The sequence below is a fragment of the Streptomyces sp. CNH287 genome, from assembly GCF_000424825.1.
The window spans coordinates 603,461-622,451 of sequence record NZ_AUKQ01000005.1 but is presented as its reverse complement, the minus strand read 5'-3'; the positions used below and the strand labels follow the sequence as shown (position 1 = coordinate 622,451).

The window sequence follows — 18,991 nt, the reverse complement described above, 5'->3', positions numbered from 1 at the left end:
GGCACTGGACTGGTCTTACGGATGTGGAGACGGCGGCCGATCAACGGGCGGGGCTGTCGATGCCCGGTCGTGGAGCACGACATCTCAGCCGCCCGCACCTGCTGCGCCGCAGTTGGCACCGGACGATAGCAGCTAGCCGAACCTGCCTTTATGCCGACCCTACCGATCATGAATTCGCCCCCGTCGCAGCGGCATTGGCCTGCGCGTCGCCGGTCGAGGACTCGGGCTCCACGTACAGCGTCTTGGCCGTCATGTGTGCCCTCGCCTGCGAGGCGATCCACACGAGCGTGGCTCCCAGCAGCGTGAAGCCGAAGGCCTGGGTACTGAAGAGGGTGGTGTCCTTGAACACGGCCAGGACTATGGCGAGCAGCAGGATCTGCGTCGTGTACAGCAGCAGGCCCATGGCCTGGAAAAGGTGCGGAAAGGACTGCGCGACCTTCTGCAGCGCGAAGAGGCCCAGCCCCATGAAGAGGATCACCACAACCGCGCCCGCCGCAGCACCGATCGCGCCCTTGCCGCCCGCGAGCGGAGCGCTCACAGCTGCGCCGACGGCACCCGCGAGGGCGGTCGGGACGACACAGTGAAGGAGCATGCGAGCGTCGTTCGGCTGCATGGGGAACTCCGGGGAGTCGGGGGCGTCTTGTCGTCGATGACGAGCGTATCCCCGGCATTGCGGACATCTTCATCGAGGACGCCCATCTCACCGAAGGGCCGTCGCACTGCGCCCCCTCGGCCGGTCACCGGGTCTCGTGAACGCTATCACAAACTATTTGATGAGGTCTTTACCAAGATTATGTGCTGCCCGTCACACGAATAAGCGGGCTTCCCCACGACAATCCACCCGCCCTGTATGCCCGTTATGGGTGGGGCAAACCGGCACCGGCCTCCCGGTCCTTACGAACGGGTATCGATCTTACGCCGCCGCGTGAAGCGCTGCCGGTCGCCGATCGCCGTCGAGCCGTGCAGCCCCGCGAGCGCGGGCTCCCGCTCCGGCTCGGCCGCCGCTCCCGCGTCGCCGTCCGCACCCGCCGCCGGGCCCTGCGCCGCCGCCCCGCCGCCGGTCACCGCGCCGTCCGCGCCGCCCCGCCGGTACCGGGGCGGCACCAGGAAGCGCGCCCAGAGAGGCACCCGCGGGGTGAAGCGCGGCAGCAGCAGCACGACCAGGCCGATCGCGCTCAGCAGCACCACCGCCAGCACGATCACCAGGCTCGACGAGTCCACCGAGAAGGCGACCGCGCCGAAGGCGAGCAGGGCCGACCAGAAGTACATGATCAGCACCGCCCGGCTGTGCGAGTGCCCGATCTCCAGCAGCCGGTGGTGCAGGTGCCCGCGGTCGGCGGCGAACGGCGACTGGCCGTTCCACGTCCGCCGTACGATCGCCAGCACCAGGTCGGCCACGGGCACCGCGATGATCGTCAGCGGCAGCAGAAGCGGCATGTAGAGCGGCACCATGGTGTGCACCGCGTCCCGCTCCGAACCCGCGTGCTGCACCATGAGGTCGGGGTCGACCTGGCCGGTGATCGACACCGCGCCGGCCGCCAGCACCAGGCCGATGAGCATCGAGCCGGAGTCGCCCATGAAGATGCGGGCGGGATGCATGTTGTGCGGGAGGAAGCCCAGGCACATGCCCATCAGGATGGCGGCGAAGAGCGTCGCGGGGGCGGCGGCCTCGATGCCGTGCCCGTACCAGATGCGGTAGGCGTACATGAAGAACGCGGCGGCGGCGATGCAGACCATGCCGGAGGCGAGGCCGTCCAGGCCGTCCACGAAGTTGACCGCGTTGATGGTGATCACGACGAGGGCGACGGTGAGCAGCGTGCCCTGCGGCGCCGTCAGCGCCACGTTCCCCACACCCGGCACCGGCAGCCACAGGATCGTCAGCCCCTGGAGCACCATCACGCCCGCGGCGATCATCTGGCCGCCCAGCTTGACCAGCGCGTCGACGCCCCACTTGTCGTCCAGGACACCGAGCAGCCAGATCAGCCCGGCGCCGGAGAGCAGCGCGCGAGGTTCGTCGGAAAGGGTGAACACCTCGCCGATGTTGGTCAGTTGCGACGCGGTGACCAGACCGGCGCACAGCCCGCCGAACATCGCGATGCCGCCGAGCCTCGGCGTCGGCTCCCGGTGCACGTCCCGCGCGCGGATCTGCGGCATCGCACCCGCGGCGATGGCGAACTTCCGCACCGGGCCGGTCAGCAGATAGGTGACCGCGGCGGCGACGCACAGCGTCAGCAGATATTCACGCACGGGCTCCCCAGTGTTCTCGCCGGCTGCTCAGGCCCACACCCTAACGGGCGAAACCGTGGACACCTGGCAGGTCGGATCGGTTGCACAAACGCCTCTTACATCCGTGCCGGTACGCCGGTGAGAGCGGTCACCACCGGGTCCAGCGCCTCGCTGATCTCGTCCCCCACACTGCGGAAGTACGGGATCGGGGCGCCGTAGGGATCATAGATCTCGTCGGCCTCCGGATTGGGCGCGATCAGCCAGCCGCGCAGCGCCGCCGCCGCGTGCACCAGCGCCGCGGCCCGCTCCACCACGCTCACCGCCGTACGGGGCGGCGGCAGCGTCGCGGGGTCTATCGCCCGCACCAGGCGGGTGAACTCCTTCAGCGTGAACGTGCGCAGCCCGGCGGAGTGCCCCATCGAGATGACCTGCGCGCGGTGGTCCCGGGTGGCGGTCAGCACCAGATCGGCCCGGATGACGTGCTCGTCCAGCAGCTCGCGGGCCAGGAACCCGCCGGGGTCGGCGCCGTACTCGTGCAGGACCGCCGCCGCGTGCTCCTCCATGGGCGCGCCCTCGTGCCCCCAGGTGCCCGCGCTCTCCACGACGATGCCGCCGCTGCGCGCGTCGCCGAGCCGGTCCGCCAGGGCGTACCGGTTCAGCCGCTCGGTGAGCGGCGAGCGGCAGACGTTGCCGGTGGAGACGTGGAGAATCCGGAAGGCGCCGGGACCGGGCGGTGCGGCCGGTGCCGGTATGCCACGCCCTTCGGGCGGGGTCAACTGCCCACCTCGAGGTGGGGTACGACCTTGCGCAGCTCCTCCGCGCTCAGTGCGCCGGCCCGCAGCAGCACCGGCACCTCCCGCGTGACGTCGACGATCGAGGACGGCGCGGTGTCCTGGGTCGGACCGCCGTCCAGGTAGACCGAGACGGACTCCCCCAGCATCTCCTGCGCCGCGTCGCAGTCCTGCGGGGAGGGGTGCCCGGTCAGGTTGGCGGACGACACGGCCATCGGGCCGCACTCCGTGAGGAGTTCCAGCGCCACCGGGTGCAGCGGCATCCGTACGGCGACCGTGCCCCGGGTGTCACCCAGGTCCCAGGCCAGTGACAGCTGCTGTTTCGCGACGAGAGTGAGCGCTCCCGGCCAGAAGGCGTCGACCAGCTCCCAGGCCGTCTCGGAGAAGTCGGTGACCAGGCCGTGCAGGGTGTTGGGCGAGCCCACCAGCACCGGCGAGGGCATACCGCGCCCGCGCCCCTTGGCCTCCAGCAGGTCACCGACGGCCTCCGCGCTGAAGGCGTCCGCGCCGATGCCGTAGACGGTGTCCGTCGGCAGCACGACCAGCTCGCGGCGGCGCACGGCCGAGGCGGCTTCGCGCAGACCCGTCCTGCGGTCGGTGGCGTCGGTGCAGTCGTAACGGCGTGCCATCTAGGGCACCTCCCTGCGGGCTGTGGCGAATCGGGGGCGGTTGTTGAGGTCGGGATGGTCGGCGGCGTCCGCCCAGCCACGGTCCTCGGTGAAGATCCACGGCACTTGGCCGCCCTGGGTGTCCGCGTGCTCGATCACCACCACGCCGCCGGGGCGCAGCAGGCGGTGTGCCGTGCGCTCCAGGCCGCGGATGGTGTCGAGACCGTCCTCGCCGGAGAACAGGGCCAGCTCCGGATCGTGGTCGCGGGCTTCCGGGGTCACATACTCCCACTCGGTGAGCGGGATGTAGGGCGGGTTGGAGATGACGAGGTCGACCTGCCCGTCCAGCGCGGGCAGGGCGCTCAGCGCGTCACCGCGGTGGAGCGCGACCCGCGAGCCCTCGACGTTGCGGCGGGCCCACTCGTGCGCCCCCTCGTCCAGCTCGACCGCGTGTACGCGCGAGCGCGGTACCTCCTGGGCCAGCGCGAGCGCGATGGCGCCCGAGCCGGTGCACAGGTCGACGATCAGCGGCTCGGCCACGTCCATGGCGCGTACCGCGTCTATCGCCCAGCCGACCACCGACTCCGTCTCCGGCCTGGGCACGAAGACGCCGGGGCCCACCTGGAGTTCGAGGTAGCGGAAGAAGGCGCGGCCGGTGATGTGCTGGAGCGGCTCGCGCGCCTCGCGCCGGGCGACGGCCTCCCAGTAGCGCGCGTCGAAGTCCGCGTCGGCGACACGGTGCAGCTCGCCGCGCTTGACGTCGTGCACGAACGCCGCCAGCTCCTCCGCGTCGAAACGCGGCGACGGCACGCCCGCGTCAGCCAGTCGCTGGGTGGCCTGCGCCACCTCGGCGAGCAGCACCGTCTGGGAGTACGGCCCGCGGCGAAGCCGCTGAGGGTCGCTGTGCCCGGGGGTTGGCTGCACTTGTGGGGTCCTCCACCCGTTCCTTGCGCGTACTCACTGCGAAGCCGCGAGCTTCGCCGCGGAGTCCGCGTCGACACACGCCTGGATCACCGGGTCCAGTTCACCGTCGAGCACCTGGTCCAAGTTGTACGCCTTGAAGCCGACCCGGTGGTCGGAGATCCGGTTCTCGGGAAAGTTGTAGGTCCGGATGCGCTCGGACCGGTCCACCGTACGCACCTGGCTGCGGCGGGCGTCGGACGCCTCCCGCTCCGCCTCCTCCTGCGCCGCCGCGAGCAGCCGGGCGCGCAGGATGCGCAGCGCCTGCTCCTTGTTCTGGAGCTGGCTCTTCTCGTTCTGGCAGGAGACGACGATGCCGGTGGGCACGTGGGTGATGCGGACGGCGGAGTCGGTGGTGTTGACCGACTGGCCGCCCGGGCCCGAGGAGCGGTAGACGTCGATCCGCAGGTCGTTCGGGCTGATCTCGACGTCCACGTCCTCCGCCTCGGGCAGCACCAGGACGCCGGCGGCGGAGGTGTGGATGCGGCCCTGCGACTCGGTCGCGGGCACCCGCTGGACGCGGTGCACCCCGCCCTCGTACTTGAGCCGGGCCCAGACGCCCTGCCCGGGCTCCGCTCCGGGCCGCGCCTTCACCGCGATCTGGACGTCCTTGTACCCGCCCAGGTCGGAGGCGTTGGACTGGAGCAGCTCGGTCTTCCAGCCGGCGCGCTCGGCGTACCGCAGGTACATCCGCAGCAGGTCGCCCGCGAAGAGCGCGGACTCGTCGCCGCCCTCGCCGGCCTTCACCTCGAGGATGACGTCCTTGTCGTCGCCGGGGTCGCGCGGCACGAGCAGCAGCCGGAGCCGCTCGGTGAGCTGCTCGCGGCGGGCCTCCTGCTCCTTGACCTCGGCGGCGAACTCGGCGGCGTACTCCGGGTCGTCGGCGGCCAGTTCGCGGGCCGTGGCGATGTCGTCCGCGGTCTGCTTCCAGGCGAGGTAGGCGGTGATGATCGGGGTCAGCTCGGCGTAGCGCTTGTTGAGTTTGCGGGCGCCCGCCTGGTCGGCGTGGATCGCGGGATCGGCGAGCTGCCTCTCGAGGTCGGCGTGCTCGCCGATCAGTTCCTCGACCGCCTCGAACATCGTGTTTTCCTTGTCTGGAAGATCAGCCGGGCGGCACCGGTGACGGTGCGCGGCGACGCGGTGGACAGCCGGTGAGGCGACAAAAGCGCCGGTCCGGCCGCCCCGGAGGGCGGCAGCGGGACCGGCGCTCGGGGGTCGCTACTTCGAACCGGCGGAGGCCTTCTTGCCGAAGCGGGCCTCGAAGCGGGCCACGCGGCCACCGGTGTCGAGGATCTTCTGCTTGCCCGTGTAGAACGGGTGGCACTCGGAGCAGACGTCGGCGCGGATCGCGCCTTCGGCCACAGTGCTACGGGTGGTGAACGAGGCTCCGCAGGTGCAGCTGACCTGGGTCTCGTAGTACTCGGGGTGGATCTCGCGCTTCAAGGTGTCTCCTAGGTTCGGGAGGGCGCCGGGTCGCGGGGCGGATTTGCCCCACGTGAACCGGAACCGACGTACCAGTCTGCCACTTCTGGCCGTACCCCCCAAAACCGGGGGGCGGGCGCCGGTATTCCCTCCCGGGGCGGCCGCGGGGGCCGCTACTCCACGACCCCGCCGATGTCACTCTCCGCGCCCGCCGTGTTCCTGGTGGCCGACCTCGGTATCGGGCGGTCCTCCCGCAGCGCGGCCCACACCTGCGCGCTCTGCCGCTCGACGGGGAGCACCCGGTTGGGGTTGTGCGGGTCGTAGCGCACCGGCATCGTCACCATCCGGACCTCCTCGGGCTCGATGCCCTTCATCGTCTTGGCCAGCCCGGTCAGGTCACCGACCGAGTCCAGTTCGGAGTCGGTGGTCAGCGCGGAGGTGGCGGTGTCCGCGAGGTCGAAGAGCTTCTTCGGGTTGCCGAACAGGCCGATGCTGTTGACCTGGCCCATCAGCGCGCGCACGAACGCCTGCTGCAACTGGATGCGGCCCAGGTCGCTGCCGTCGCCGACGCTGTGCCGGGTGCGGACCAGGCCGAGCGACTGCTCGCCGTCCAGGGTGTGCTCCCCCGGCCGCAGGTCCAGCTTGCTGTCCCGGTCCTTGATCGGCTTGTTGACGGTCAGCTCCACCCCGCCGAGCCGGTCTATGAGGCGCTTGAAGCCGGAGAAGTCGACCTCGACGTAGTGGTCCATCCGCACGTCGGTCATCTTCTCGACCGTCTTGACCGCGCAGGCCGGGCCGCCGACCGCGTACGACTCGTTGAACATCGCCTCGCGCACGGCGGGCGCGGTGCCGCCGTCGCGCCGCTCGCAGCCGGGCCGCCGCACGATGGTGTCCCGGGGTATCGACACGACGCTCGCCTTGTCGTGGCCCTCGTCGACGTGGACGATCATCGCGGTGTCCGAGCGGGCGGTGCCGTCGTCGCCGCCGTACTCGCCGTGCGATCCGGCGCGGGAGTCGGAGCCCATCACGAGGATGTCCGTCGAGCCGTTCGGCGCGTCCTCGGGGCGGTCCGTGCCCAGCGCGGCGTTGATGTCGATGCCGGAGATGTTGCCGTTGAGCTTGTAGTAGACGAAGCCCAGTCCGAAGCCGCCGAGCAGGAGCAGCCCGGCCATCGTCCACGCGACGGCCAGCAGCGCCCGTCTGCGCCCCGAGCGCGGGCTCAGGCGGCGCCCGGTGGGGCGTACGCCCCACGAGCGGGCTCCGGCCGCCTGCGTGCCGCCAGTGGTGTCATGATCCGCCATCGCCTCTGCTCTCCCCTCTCGGCTGGTCTCCGGTCCCGCTTCCTGGGAACGGTTGCACAGCGCGCGAGGGGGTCCGAAAACCGCGGCTCGCCGGGCGCGCCTGCGCCAACAGGGTCCTGTTCCTCTTCTACCTGCGACGACGCACCGCCGCGCGGCGAATACGAGGGGCGGCGGGGGAGGCGCGGCGTGTGTGCGGGCTCTCAGGCGAACGGACGCACGGCGAGGGCCGCCCCACCGGCAGTGATGGGGCGGCCCTCGCCGTGCGTCCGTTCGAGTGACTCTGCGACGTCGACCGCCGCCGTTGCCCGGCGTCGGCGTCGTCTTCTGGAACCCGCACCCTCTGCACCACTCGCATGCTCGGCCCTGCGGGGGCCTCCCAGCTTCGCGGCGCCGCGCCGGACTCCGTCCGTCGGACTCAGTCGCCGCCGTTGCCCGGCGTCGGCGTCGTCTTCTGGATCTGGAGCAGGAACTCCGCGTTCGACTTCGTCTGCTTCATCTTGTCCAGCAGCAGCTCGACGGCCTGCTGCTGGTCGAGCGCGTGCAGCACCCGGCGGAGCTTCCAGACGACGCCCAGCTCCTCGCTGCCCATCAGGATCTCCTCCTTGCGGGTGCCGGACGCGTCCACGTCCACCGCCGGGAAGATCCGCTTGTCCGAGAGCTTCCGGTCGAGCTTCAGCTCCATGTTGCCGGTGCCCTTGAACTCCTCGAAGATCACCTCGTCCATGCGGGAGCCGGTCTCGACCATCGCCGTGGCGACGATCGTGAGCGAGCCGCCGTCCTCGATGTTCCGCGCGGCGCCGAAGAACTTCTTCGGCGGGTAGAGCGCGGTCGAGTCGACACCACCGGAGAGGATGCGGCCCGACGCGGGAGCGGCGAGGTTGTACGCGCGTCCCAGGCGGGTGATGGAGTCCAGCAGCACGACCACGTCGTGGCCCAGCTCCACCAGCCGCTTGGCCCGCTCGATGGCCAGCTCCGCGACGGTGGTGTGGTCCTCGGCCGGACGGTCGAAGGTCGAGGAGATGACCTCGCCCTTGACCGAGCGGGTCATGTCCGTGACCTCTTCCGGACGCTCGTCGACCAGCACGACCATCAGGTGGCACTCGGGGTTGTTCGTGGTGATCGCGTTGGCGATGGCCTGCATGATCATGGTCTTGCCGGTCTTCGGCGGCGCCACGATCAGACCGCGCTGCCCCTTGCCGATCGGCGACACCATGTCGATGATCCGGGTCGTGAGCTGACCCGGGTCGGTCTCCAGGCGCAGCCGCTCCTGCGGGTAGAGCGGGGTGAGCTTGGTGAACTCCGGACGGGACTTGCCGCCGTCGGGCGTCACGCCGTTCGCCGAGTCCAGGCGGACCAGCGCGTTGAACTTCTCGCGCCGCTCGCCCTCCCGCGGCTGCCGCACCGCGCCCGTGATGTGGTCACCCTTGCGCAGGCCGTTCTTGCGGACCTGGGCGAGCGAGACGTACACGTCGTTGGGGCCCGGCAGGTAGCCGGAGGTACGCACGAAGGCGTAGTTGTCGAGGATGTCGAGGATGCCCGCGACGGGGATCAGCACGTCGTCGTCGGCCACCTGCGGCTCGCTCGTGCCCGCGAACTCGTCACGGCCCCGGCGCCCGCGCCGGTCGCGGTAGCGGCCACGCCGACCGCGGCGGCCACCGTCGAAGTCGTCGTCGTCGCGGCGGCTGTCGTCACGCCGGTTGTCGTCACGGCGGTTCCCGCCGCCACCACCACCGCTGCCGCTGCCGCCGCCCGACTGCTGACCGCCGCCGTCGGCGTTCTTGTTCCGGCCGCGGTCGCGGTCTCTGTCGCGCTGCCGGTCCCGCTTGGACTGGCGGTCCTGCTGCTTGGCGCCGTCACCGCGGGCCTCGCCTCGGCCGCCGTCACCACGGCCCCCGTCACCTCGGCCGTCGGCGCCCTTGGCACCGTCGGTCCTGGTGTCGGCGTCCTTCGGCTCCTGCCGGGCCGCGTCCTTGCCCTCGGCCGTGTCGAGGGCGGACTCCGCCTTGCCCTCGCTCTTGGCGCGACGGCTGCGGCGCTCGTCCGCGGGCTGGCCGGGGATGTCGATCTGCTGCTGGGCCGCGGACTGCTCCGCGCTGTCCCCGGCGGAGTCGCCGGGCTCACCGGTGCGGGCCTTGGAGGTCGCACGGCGCTTCGGCTTGGTCTCGGCCGCGCCGGACGCCGCGTCGCCGTTGTCGGCGGGGGCGGCGGCCTTGGCCTTCTTGGCCTCGGCGGCGGGTGCGGAGTCCGCGCCGCCACCCGCCTGCCTCTCCTTGATGACCTCGATCAGCTGGCTCTTGCGCATCCGCGCGGTGCCCCTGATCCCGAGGCCGGAGGCAACCTGCTGCAGCTCGGCCAGGACCATGGCCTCAAGGCCGGTGCCCGAGCGCCGACGCTTGGGGGCGGCAGGAGCATCCGTGGCGGACGCTTCGGCAGCAGCGCTGTCGGGGTTCACGCCCATCAGATCGGTGGTGTCGCTCACGAAGGGTCCTTCCCTGGAGCGGGCGTCGGCCTGTCTGGCTCGGCGACCGGTCGTGCTGTCCGGCTGCGGTCCCTCTGCTGTGGACCGGGCCGGGGCGGTGGTCCCGCCTCTGCGTACGGCGGAGAATCAGATACGTCATCGTGCTGCTCGGCGTGATTCAGTGACATGTGTCCATCACACCGATTCCGGAGCGTGCACGGCACTGCTCGGCAGGCTGCTCAGGCAGTGTGGGAGGCTCCCGGAAGAAGGGGTGGTCCCTGACAGGGACACCAAGCACCGCACTCTACGGGCCTGAGGTACGACCCAGGGGACTGCGAGTGCAGACTTGAGGTTAACACTACCGGATTCTCCAAACATTCCCCCTCTCCACGACCGGCAATCAGCTGTCACTGCGCCGCGCCGCCCCCCGCGCCCCCCGCCGTGAGCGGCAGGACGCACGCCCCTGAGCTGTCGAGCGTCAGCCGGTTGGCCGTCCAGTGCTCCCCCGCCAGTCGTGCGATCTTGTCGGCCGCGTCGCCCTCGGCCAGGGCCAGGACCGTCGGGCCCGCGCCCGAGATAACCGCTGGGACGCCGTCCGAGCGCAGACGGTTGACCAGCGCCGCGCTCTCCTCCATGGCCGGGGCCCGGTACTCCTGGTGCAGCCGGTCCTCCGTCGCGGGCAGCAGCAGCTCGGGACGCCTGGTGAGCGCCTCCACGAGCAGCGCCGCACGGCCCGCGTTCGCCGCCGCGTCCACATGCGGAACGGTACGCGGCAGCAGGCCTCTTGCCGTCTCCGTGAGCAGCGGCTTCGCCGGCACGAAGACCACCGGGACGATGGATTCGGCGGGCGTCATCCGGATCGCGCGGGCCGCCCCCGCCTCCGTCCAGGCCAGCGTGAAGCCGCCCAGCAGGCAGGCGGCGACGTTGTCCGGGTGGCCCTCGATCTCGGTGGCCAGTTCCAGCAGCGCGGCGTCGTCCAGCCGGGCCTCGCCGCCCGTGGTCACCGCGCGGGCGGCCATGATGCCCGCGCAGATCGCAGCCGAGGAGGAACCGAGCCCGCGCCCGTGCGGGATGCGGTTCGCGCAGACCACCTCGAGGCCGCGCGGCTGGCCGCCGAGCAGGTCGAACGCCGTACGGAGCGACCGTACGAGCAAGTGGTCCTCGTCGCGCGGGAGGGTCTCGGCGCCCTCACCCGCGATGTCGATGTGCAAGCCGGACTCGGCGACGCGGACCACCACGTCGTCGTAGAGCCCCAGCGCCAGCCCCAGGGCGTCGAAACCGGGGCCGAGATTGGCGCTGGTGGCGGGAACGCGCACCCTGACAGCGGCTGCGCGGAAGGCGGGACCGGCCATCTCTCGATGACTCTCCTCATCGGACTACGGATTGCTTGCACAGACTCCCCAGCGGACCGCGGCAGTCATACCGGACCGGTCGCTGACCCGACGCAGTGTCGTACATGCGTGGGACCGGGGTGAATGCCAGCCTATCCAAGGAAGGTTGTCTGGCGACATAGGGCGCACGGGAGGCGCATGATGCGTTTCGCGGCGGCCCCGTGCGCTCGGCTCGCCGCGGTGCGGACGCGCCGGGACGTCACGCCGGGCGTCACGCCAGGCCGAGGCGCTCCGCGGCGGCGTCCGCGTCGACCGGTACGGTCATCGGCTGCGGGGCTCCGGCGACGGCCCAGTCCGGGTCCTTGAGGCCGTTGCCCGTGACCGTGCAGACGATGCGCTGGCCCGGGTCGACCAGGCCCTGCTCGGCCGCCTGGAGCAGGCCGGCCACCGAGGCGGCCGAGGCGGGCTCCACGAACACGCCCTCCTCGGCGGCCAACAGCCGGTAGGCGCGCAGGATCTGACGGTCGGTCACGGAGTCGATGAAGCCGCCCGACTCGTCGCGCGCCTGCTCGGCCAAAGTCCAGGAGGCGGGGTTGCCGATGCGAATCGCGGTGGCGATCGTGCTCGGCTCGCGCACCGGCGCGCCGTGCACCAGGGGCGCGGCGCCGGACGCCTGGTAGCCCCACATGCGGGGGGTGCGGGTGGCGGGGGCGGAGGCGCCGTCCGCGTACTCGCCGTAGCCCTTCCAGTAGGCGGTGATGTTGCCCGCGTTGCCGACCGGGAGGACGTGGATGTCCGGCGCGTCGCCCAGCATGTCGACGATCTCGAAGGCGGCGGTCTTCTGGCCCTCGATCCGGGCCGGGTTCACCGAATTCACCAGTGCGACCGGGTACTTCTCGGAGAGGCCGCGGGCGAGGGTGAGGCAGTCGTCGAAGTTCCCGTCGACCTGGAGGATCTGCGAGCCGTGCACCAGGGCCTGGCCCATCTTGCCCAGCGCGATCTTGCCCTGCGGCACCAGCACGGCGCAGACCATCCCGGCGCGCACCGCGTACGCGGCGGCCGAGGCGCTCGTGTTGCCGGTCGAGGCGCAGATGACGGCCTGTGCGCCCGCGGCCTTGGCCTCGGTGATGGCCATCGTCATCCCGCGGTCCTTGAACGAACCGGTGGGGTTGGCGCCCTCCACCTTGAGGTGCACGTCGCAGCCGGTGCGCTCGGAGAGCACCCGGGCGGGCACCAGCGGGGTGCCGCCCTCGCGGAGGCTCACGATCTCGGCGTCCGGGTCCACGGGGAGCCGGTCGCGGTACTCCTCGATGATGCCGCGCCACTGCCGGGAGGTGCCCGCGGGGGCGCCGGTGCCGCCGAGGGCCCCAGGACCCGCCTCGGACACGGTGGACATTCGTTCCATGATGCTCATCGCTTCCCTTACTCCCCTTCGACCCGCATGATGCTCGCGACGCCGCGTACGGTGTCCAGATTGCGCAGCGCCCCGACGGTCGCGCTCAGCGCCGCGTCCGGAGCCCGGTGCGTGACGACGACCAGCCAGGCGTCGCCGTCCTTGCCCTGCTGACGGACGGTGTCGATGGAGACACCGTGCTCCGCGAAGACCGTGGCGACCTGGGCGAGCACGCCGGGTTTGTCGGCGACGTCCAGGCTGATGTGGTAGCGCGTGACGACCTCGCCCATCGGCTCCACCGCCAGCTGCGCGTACGCGGACTCGCCGGGCCCGCGGGCCCCGTTGACCTTGTTGCGGCAGGCCGCCACGAGGTCGCCCAGCACCGCGGAGGCGGTCGGCGCGCCGCCCGCGCCCGGGCCGTAGAACATCAGCTGCCCGGCCGCGTCCGCCTCGACGAAGACGGCGTTGTACGCCTCGCGCACGGAGGCGAGCGGGTGGCTGAGCGGGATCATCGCCGGGTGCACGCGGGCCGTGACGGACCGGCCGTCGGCGGCGCGCTCGCAGATGGCGAGCAGCTTGACCGTGCAGCCCATGCGCTTCGCGGAGGCGATGTCCGCGGCGCTGACGTCGGTCAGACCCTCGCGGTGCACGTCGTCCAGGCGCACGCGGGTGTGGAAGGCGATGCCGGCCAGGATCGCGGCCTTGGCGGCGGCGTCGAAGCCCTCGACGTCGGCGGTGGGGTCGGCCTCGGCGTAACCGAGGGCGGTGGCCTCCTCCAGCGCCTCGTTGTAGCCCGCGCCGCTGGTCGCCATCCGGTCGAGGATGAAGTTGGTGGTGCCGTTGACGATGCCGAGCACGCGGTTGACCTTGTCGCCGGCCAGCGACTCGCGCAGCGGGCGCACCAGCGGGATCGCGGCGGCTACGGCGGCCTCGAAGTAGAGGTCCGCACCGTGCTTCTCGGCCGTCTCGTGGAGCGTGGAGCCGTCCTCGGCGAGCAGCGCCTTGTTGGCCGTCACGACGCTGGCGCCGTGCTCGAAGGCGGCGGTGATCAGGCCACGGGCCGGTTCGATGCCGCCGATCACCTCCACGACGACGTCCACGTCCTCGCGCCGCACCAGGGCGGCGGCGTCCGTGGTCACCAGCTCCGGGTCGATGCCCTCGCGGACCCGCCCGGGGCGGCGCACGGCCACCCCGGCCAGTTCGACGGGCGCGCCGATGCGGGCGGCGAGATCGTCCGCGTGCGTCGTCATGATGCGTGCCACCTCTGAGCCGACGACTCCACAGCCCAGCAGCGCCACCTTCAGCGGACGCGTACGCATCATTGACCTCACTCACTTGTCCATCGTGTGCACTCAGTCTCACGCACGGACCGGGAGATTCCACGCCCGGTTCAGTATGTGGGACACATGTCTCGGTGGGCGACACCGCCGGTGACGGCGACCGCCTGGTTCCCCGGCTCTGCGGCCCCTGTCAGCCGACGTCGAGGCTCATCAGATCCTCCTCCGTCTCCCGCCGCACGATCACCCGCGCCTCGCCGTCCCGCACCGCGACCACCGGCGGGCGCAGCGCGTGGTTGTAGTTGCTGGCCATCGAGCGGCAGTACGCGCCGGTGGCGGGCACCGCGATCAGGTCGCCGGGCGCCAGGTCGGCGGGCAGGAAGGCGTCCCGTACGACGATGTCACCGCTCTCGCAGTGCTTGCCGACCACGCGCGCCAGCATCGGCCCCGCGTCGGAGGCGCGGGAGACCAGGGACACGGTGTACTCGGCGTCATAGAGCGCGGTGCGGATGTTGTCCGACATGCCGCCGTCCACGCTGACGTACGTACGCAGGCCCGCCAGCGGCTTGACCGTGCCCACCTCGTAGAGGGTGAACGCGGTCGGCCCGGCGATGGCCCGGCCCGGCTCGACCGACAGCCGGGGCACCGACAGCCCGGCGCCCTCGCACTCGCGGGTGACGATGGCGCCCAGCGCCTTGGCGATCTCGTGCGGCTCGCGCGGGTCGTCCTCCGAGGTGTACGCGATGCCGAGCCCGCCGCCGAGGTCGATCTCGGGCAGCTCCACCCCGTGCTCGTCCCGGACCTGCCGCAGCAGTTCGACCACACGGTGCGCGGCGACCTCGAACCCCGAGGTGTCGAAGATCTGCGAACCGATGTGCGAGTGGATGCCGATCAGCTGCAGGCTCTCCAACTGGAGCACCCGGCGCACCGCCTCCGCCGCCTGCCCGTCGGCGAGCGCGATGCCGAACTTCTGGTCCTCGTGCGCGGTGGCGATGAACTCGTGGGTGTGCGCCTCGACGCCGACGGTCACCCGGATCTGTACGGGCTGCCGCCTGCCCAGCTGCCCCGCGATGTGCGCGACCCGGACAATCTCCTGGAAGGAGTCCAGGACGATCCGCCCGACGCCGCACTCGACGGCGCGGCGGATCTCGTCGTTCGACTTGTTGTTCCCGTGCAGCGCGATGCGCTCCGGGGGCATACCGGCGGCGAGCGCGGTGGTCAGCTCACCCTGCGAGCACACGTCGAGGTTGAGGCCCTCCTCGTACAGCCAGCGCACGACGGCCCGGGAGAGGAACGCCTTCCCGGCGTAGAAGACGTCGGCCTCGTCGCCGAAGGCGTCGCGCCAGGCGCGGCAGCGGGCGCGGAAGTCGCTCTCGTCGAGGAAGTAGGCGGGGGTGCCGAACTCCTCGGCGAGCCGGCGTACGTCGAGGCCGCCCAGGGTGACGGCGCCCTCGGGCGTACGGTCGACGGTGCGGGCCCAGACGCGCGGGTCGAGGGCGTTGAGGTCGGCGGGCGGCGCGGTGTAGTGCCCCTCGGGCAGTACGTCGGCGTGGCGGGGCCCGGCGGGGTGCGCGGAACGGCTCATGGTCTGCTCTGATCCCCTCAGAGGTGTGCGGGTGCGGTGACGCCGAGCTGGGTGAGGCCACCGGCCAGCACCGATCCGGCGGCCTCGGCGAGGGCCAGCCGGGAGCGGTGGGCGGCCGAGGGTTTCTGGTCCCCCCGGGGCAGGGGCGGGCAGGCGTCGTGCGCGTCGAAGAAGGCGTCGGCGACGGCCGCCAGATGGCGGGCGTGGGCGGCGGGCGGCGCCGACGCGGCGACCCTGGCGTGGTCGGCGAGCAGCGCGAGCAGGGCGCGCTCGGCGGGGGCGTCGTAGGGGTAGGGGGGCGGGGCAGGGGTCGTGGAGGCGTGCCGGGGCGCGGGGGCCACCGAGGGGCGTACGCCGAGCGCGGCACCGTTGCGCAGCAGCGCACGGGCGCGGGCGTGCGCGTACTGCACCCGGAAGAGCGGGCTGGCGTGCGTCCGTACCAGCAGCGTCTCCGGTGCCCCGCCGGTCGCTGCGGCCCAGCGCGCGGCGTCGCGGGCGGGGCGGTCAGATGCGGAGGCGGCCGATGCGGCCAGCGACGCCACCAGCGCGGCCCGTCCTCCCGCGTCCAGCGTGACGTTGACGAAACCCGGCCCGGTGATCTCCACCCGGCCGATCCCGGGCTCCCGCTCCAGCCTGCGCGCGAGCCGCTCCGCGTACGCGCCCGCCCGCCGTCGGCCCAGCCGCAGCAGCACGCCCGTCGCGTAGTCCCCGCCGCCTCGGCGCGGGGGCGACTCGACCACCACCCGCTCGGGCAGCTCCACCCGCGACCCGGCGTCGTCGACCACACCGTGCAGCGAGAGCAGCACGGTGCGGGAGAGCTGGGCGGGTGTCACGGGACAAGCGTATGGGACAGGGGGTGGGGGTAGGCGAACGGGTTTCACGTACCGGGATGACCCGGACCTCCCCGCTCCGCCTCCGTCGCTCAGCGCAGCGGCCGTACGACGGGCTCGGGACCGCCGCCCTGCGTGCCGTCCCCCGGCAGCGGCAGACCCTCGGCCGGCGCCGCACCCCGCGCACCCCGTGCGCCCTGCGCTCCGCTCGCCAGCCGCCGCACCATCGCGACCAGCGCGGTGGGCTCGAACGGCTTCGCCAGCACGGCGTCCACACCCCGCGAGCGCTCCGCCTCGATCTCCGCCCGGGTGCACGCGCTCACGATCGCGACCCCGATGTGCCGCGTACGCGGATCGGCCCACAGCCGCTCGGCCGTCCGCAGGCCGTCCAGACGGGGCATCACGACATCGAGGGTGATCACGTCCGGACGGACCCGGTGCACGATCTCCAGACACTCGGCACCATCGTCCGCGGTCAGAACCTCGAAGCCCTCCAGCTCGAGATTGACCTTGATCAGCTGGCGGATGACCTTGTTGTCATCCACAACAAGCACCCGTCCGTACACACCCTGCACGCCAAGAAGCGTAGGCGTGGGAGACCGGCTGCGTCCGGGTTTTGCCCATTTCCGCCCCCGTACGGGTCACCTCTCCGCCTGCTCACGGGCACCCCACCCCGCAAACCCGGGGCCTCCGCCCGTCAACCCGTCAACCGTGCGCGGCGACCCCACCCGGCCCACCGGGCCGGACCCGACCCCGACCGCGAAACCCGTTCCAGCGCACCCCTTCCGTACTGGTACTGTTCTACCCGTCGCCACCACACGACGCGCCCCCGTAGCTCAGGGGATAGAGCAACGGCCTCCGGAGCCGTGTGCGCAGGTTCGAATCCTGCCGGGGGCACTCGCAGGCTGAGTGCCAAAAAGACCCTCTGATCAGGCTGTACGCCAGATCAGGGGGTCTGCTGTTGTGCGCAGCCGAATGCCACCGAATGCAGCCCTAGGACAGCCACTGCGGGACATGCGCGGGATCAGACATCCTGCACAAGGCGGATAATTCTGTACATAAGAAACACCCCGGGGCGATCGCCTCGGGGTGTCGAAGATGATGATCGTCACGCGTATTCGAGCAGCAGGCTCTCGATGCGCTGATTGGCCACAACGTGACGTCCGTGAAGACACTTCGCATAGCGAGCCAATAGGACCTCGACCGTATTGCCCGCGCGCTCGGCGACCTCCGTGGGATCAACTCCGGCATTGAGCCACGTCGACAGAGCGGAATGGCGTAGGTCATAGGGGCGATCTGCGAGCGGGCTATTGACAAGCGCTGGCTGGAGTCCGAACTCGCGGGCCTCCGCCCACACACGGGAGTAGGTTGTTGAACCCACCAGTCCGCCGCGCTCGTTGAAGAAGATCCTGCCGTCATCGGCCACACCGAACGTGTCGATGCTGTACAGCAGCATCGACACGAGGATCGGCGGCAGCGGCGTCGGCCGGACTTCCTCCGGCTCCCGGTTCTTCAGGCCCCGATCGTCGTGAACCTCGCCCGTCCTGGTCCACTTCTTCCCCACCGTCGGGCGCGTCTTGTTCAGATGCGCCATCCCCCAACCCTCGGACGGGAGATGACAGTCGTGGACGGTCAGGCCCACAGCCTCCGCCGGACGCAAACCGGCATAGTACATGCCGCCGAACATGCCCACGAGTCGTCGACCTCGGGCCCTGCGATAGCCGCCAACATAGGAGACGGCGCCAAGCAGATCAGCCGCCTGCTTCGGGTTGACAACGACACGCGGGTCGACTGGGACAACTCTCGACGGCTTCTGCACAGACACCGAATTGACGGGGTTCTCATCGAACTCGCCCAGTTCCTTGGCGTAGTTCATTGCGTTAACGAGGACCTTGCGCTTTCGCCGGAACGTTTCACTTGACGCCGCCGTCCCATCAAGTTTCAGCTTGAGGACTTCCAGTACCTGACGCATGACCGCTGGATTAGCCAGGTCAGAAAGAGGTGGAGTATTGCGCGACAGCCAGTCGGCAACTGCTCTTACCTCCAGGGGAAGTTGCCGATCCTCCGGGCCGGGAAGAACGAACACCCAGTCGCGAAGCGCTCGCTGCATCTCCTCGTCCGTCGGCTTCCCAGGGCGTTGCGGCGCGAGGGCCTTCGTGACATTCGTCAGCGCTTCGTTGATCTCGTCCCGATAGTTGGGTGCAGCATGGGGCCACTTCATCCGGAGATACTTCAGGGCGAAGCCCCACCACATGGTGGCCGGCGCGGCTTCCTCCATCGAGGGAGGAAGTCCCGTCTCGGTATCGAACTGCTCACCACGTTCCTGGGCCATGAGGAGTTTGGCGTGCAGTTTGTTGGCAAGGCCCACGGTGCGCCGGGAGCGTGACACCTCGCGCCCTGCTACAACCCAGCGCACCTCATAGGTGTCCCTCCCCTGACGGGTCTTCTTTCTGACGTCCCATAGTCGAACGTCGGTCGTCTTCAAGCTGCAGCTTCCTCTCTCTCACGCAGCCATTCCATGAGCGCACTGCGCCAGACACGCAACTCGCCGTTGGGGAGCTTCAGTACAGTGGGCCCCGTTCCCAACTCGCGCCATCTGTAGAAGGTTCTGCGGGAAGTCTTCTTCAGCTCCGCGAGCACCTCGGCGACGGTCAGCAGCTCGTCCCCCTTCTCGCCCCGATTCACCTCGCGACTCCGTCCGAAATCTGCTGCTTTTTCAGAGACGGACATGCAGGGTTCCGTTCTGGGACAGGGGGTATCGCGGATGGACGCACTGAGGAGCTCCTTGCAGGTTAGCTAAGCTGCCGCT

17 protein-coding genes and 1 tRNA gene are annotated in these 18,991 nt (G+C 70.9%); 1 reads left to right on the top strand and 17 read right to left on the bottom strand.

Annotated elements, in window-relative coordinates:
- Nucleotides 1–166: 166 nt before the first annotated feature.
- The 15 genes from H299_RS0109235 to H299_RS0109165 form a co-directional block, all read right to left on the bottom strand.
- On the bottom strand, nucleotides 167–613 hold the full coding sequence (locus H299_RS0109235; protein ID WP_027748185.1) for a Cg1360 family ATP-synthase-associated protein: 447 nt from the start codon (nucleotides 611–613) through the stop codon (nucleotides 167–169).
- A 281-nt stretch (nucleotides 614–894) separates the two neighbouring features.
- Nucleotides 895–2,247: an MraY family glycosyltransferase gene (locus H299_RS0109230; RefSeq protein WP_027748184.1), complete on the bottom strand. Its 1,353-nt coding sequence runs from the start codon at nucleotides 2,245–2,247 to the stop codon at nucleotides 895–897.
- A 95-nt stretch (nucleotides 2,248–2,342) separates the two neighbouring features.
- Entirely contained in the window at nucleotides 2,343–3,002 is a 660-nt protein-coding gene (locus tag H299_RS0109225; RefSeq protein ID WP_027748183.1) for a low molecular weight phosphatase family protein, read from the bottom strand.
- Entirely contained in the window at nucleotides 2,999–3,646 is a 648-nt protein-coding gene (locus H299_RS0109220) for an L-threonylcarbamoyladenylate synthase (protein ID WP_027748182.1), read from the bottom strand. Before H299_RS0109220 ends, H299_RS0109225 begins: the two co-directional genes overlap by 4 nt.
- Nucleotides 3,647–4,486, bottom strand: a complete 840-nt coding sequence (gene prmC / locus H299_RS0109215; RefSeq protein ID WP_027748181.1) for a peptide chain release factor N(5)-glutamine methyltransferase — start codon at nucleotides 4,484–4,486, stop codon at nucleotides 3,647–3,649.
- A 96-nt stretch (nucleotides 4,487–4,582) separates the two neighbouring features.
- Nucleotides 4,583–5,665, bottom strand: coding sequence for a peptide chain release factor 1 (gene prfA, locus H299_RS0109210; protein ID WP_027748180.1), 1,083 nt, complete (start codon nucleotides 5,663–5,665; stop codon nucleotides 4,583–4,585).
- Between the two features lie 138 nt (nucleotides 5,666–5,803).
- On the bottom strand, nucleotides 5,804–6,028 hold the full coding sequence (rpmE, locus tag H299_RS0109205; RefSeq protein ID WP_027748179.1) for a 50S ribosomal protein L31: 225 nt from the start codon (nucleotides 6,026–6,028) through the stop codon (nucleotides 5,804–5,806).
- Between the two features lie 152 nt (nucleotides 6,029–6,180).
- Nucleotides 6,181–7,308, bottom strand: coding sequence for an LCP family protein (locus tag H299_RS0109200; protein WP_027748178.1), 1,128 nt, complete (start codon nucleotides 7,306–7,308; stop codon nucleotides 6,181–6,183).
- 415 nt (nucleotides 7,309–7,723) lie between these two features.
- The gene (rho, locus tag H299_RS0109195) at nucleotides 7,724–9,787 is read right to left on the bottom strand and encodes a transcription termination factor Rho (RefSeq protein WP_027748177.1); all 2,064 of its coding nucleotides are present in this window, start codon (nucleotides 9,785–9,787) and stop codon (nucleotides 7,724–7,726) included.
- A gap of 386 nt (nucleotides 9,788–10,173) precedes the next feature.
- Nucleotides 10,174–11,118, bottom strand: a complete 945-nt coding sequence (thrB, locus tag H299_RS0109190) for a homoserine kinase (RefSeq protein ID WP_027748176.1) — start codon at nucleotides 11,116–11,118, stop codon at nucleotides 10,174–10,176.
- 250 nt (nucleotides 11,119–11,368) lie between these two features.
- Nucleotides 11,369–12,493 carry a threonine synthase gene (gene thrC, locus H299_RS0109185; RefSeq protein WP_027748175.1) on the bottom strand — a complete coding sequence of 375 codons (1,125 nt, stop codon included), beginning with the start codon at nucleotides 12,491–12,493 and terminating at the stop codon, nucleotides 11,369–11,371.
- A gap of 26 nt (nucleotides 12,494–12,519) precedes the next feature.
- Nucleotides 12,520–13,812: a homoserine dehydrogenase gene (locus tag H299_RS0109180; protein WP_027748174.1), complete on the bottom strand. Its 1,293-nt coding sequence runs from the start codon at nucleotides 13,810–13,812 to the stop codon at nucleotides 12,520–12,522.
- 148 nt (nucleotides 13,813–13,960) lie between these two features.
- Nucleotides 13,961–15,352: a diaminopimelate decarboxylase gene (gene lysA, locus H299_RS0109175; protein ID WP_027748173.1), complete on the bottom strand. Its 1,392-nt coding sequence runs from the start codon at nucleotides 15,350–15,352 to the stop codon at nucleotides 13,961–13,963.
- A gap of 17 nt (nucleotides 15,353–15,369) precedes the next feature.
- On the bottom strand, nucleotides 15,370–16,185 hold the full coding sequence (locus H299_RS0109170; protein WP_027748172.1) for an arginine--tRNA ligase: 816 nt from the start codon (nucleotides 16,183–16,185) through the stop codon (nucleotides 15,370–15,372).
- Between the two features lie 89 nt (nucleotides 16,186–16,274).
- Nucleotides 16,275–16,736 carry a response regulator gene (locus tag H299_RS0109165; RefSeq protein WP_486587204.1) on the bottom strand — a complete coding sequence of 154 codons (462 nt, stop codon included), beginning with the start codon at nucleotides 16,734–16,736 and terminating at the stop codon, nucleotides 16,275–16,277.
- 271 nt (nucleotides 16,737–17,007) lie between these two features.
- Between H299_RS0109165 and H299_RS0109160 the strand changes: the two genes are divergently transcribed.
- Nucleotides 17,008–17,079: transfer RNA gene (locus tag H299_RS0109160), tRNA-Arg, on the top strand.
- Between the two features lie 211 nt (nucleotides 17,080–17,290).
- On the opposite strand, the gene H299_RS0109155 is transcribed toward H299_RS0109160, so the two are convergent.
- Together H299_RS0109155 and H299_RS0109150 are read right to left on the bottom strand one after the other, a co-directional pair.
- On the bottom strand, nucleotides 17,291–18,667 hold the full coding sequence (locus H299_RS0109155) for an integrase (protein ID WP_027748170.1): 1,377 nt from the start codon (nucleotides 18,665–18,667) through the stop codon (nucleotides 17,291–17,293).
- On the bottom strand, nucleotides 18,664–18,867 hold the full coding sequence (locus H299_RS0109150) for a helix-turn-helix domain-containing protein (RefSeq protein ID WP_027748169.1): 204 nt from the start codon (nucleotides 18,865–18,867) through the stop codon (nucleotides 18,664–18,666). The genes H299_RS0109155 and H299_RS0109150 overlap by 4 nt, the downstream gene beginning before the upstream one ends.
- Nucleotides 18,868–18,991 lie beyond the last annotated feature (124 nt).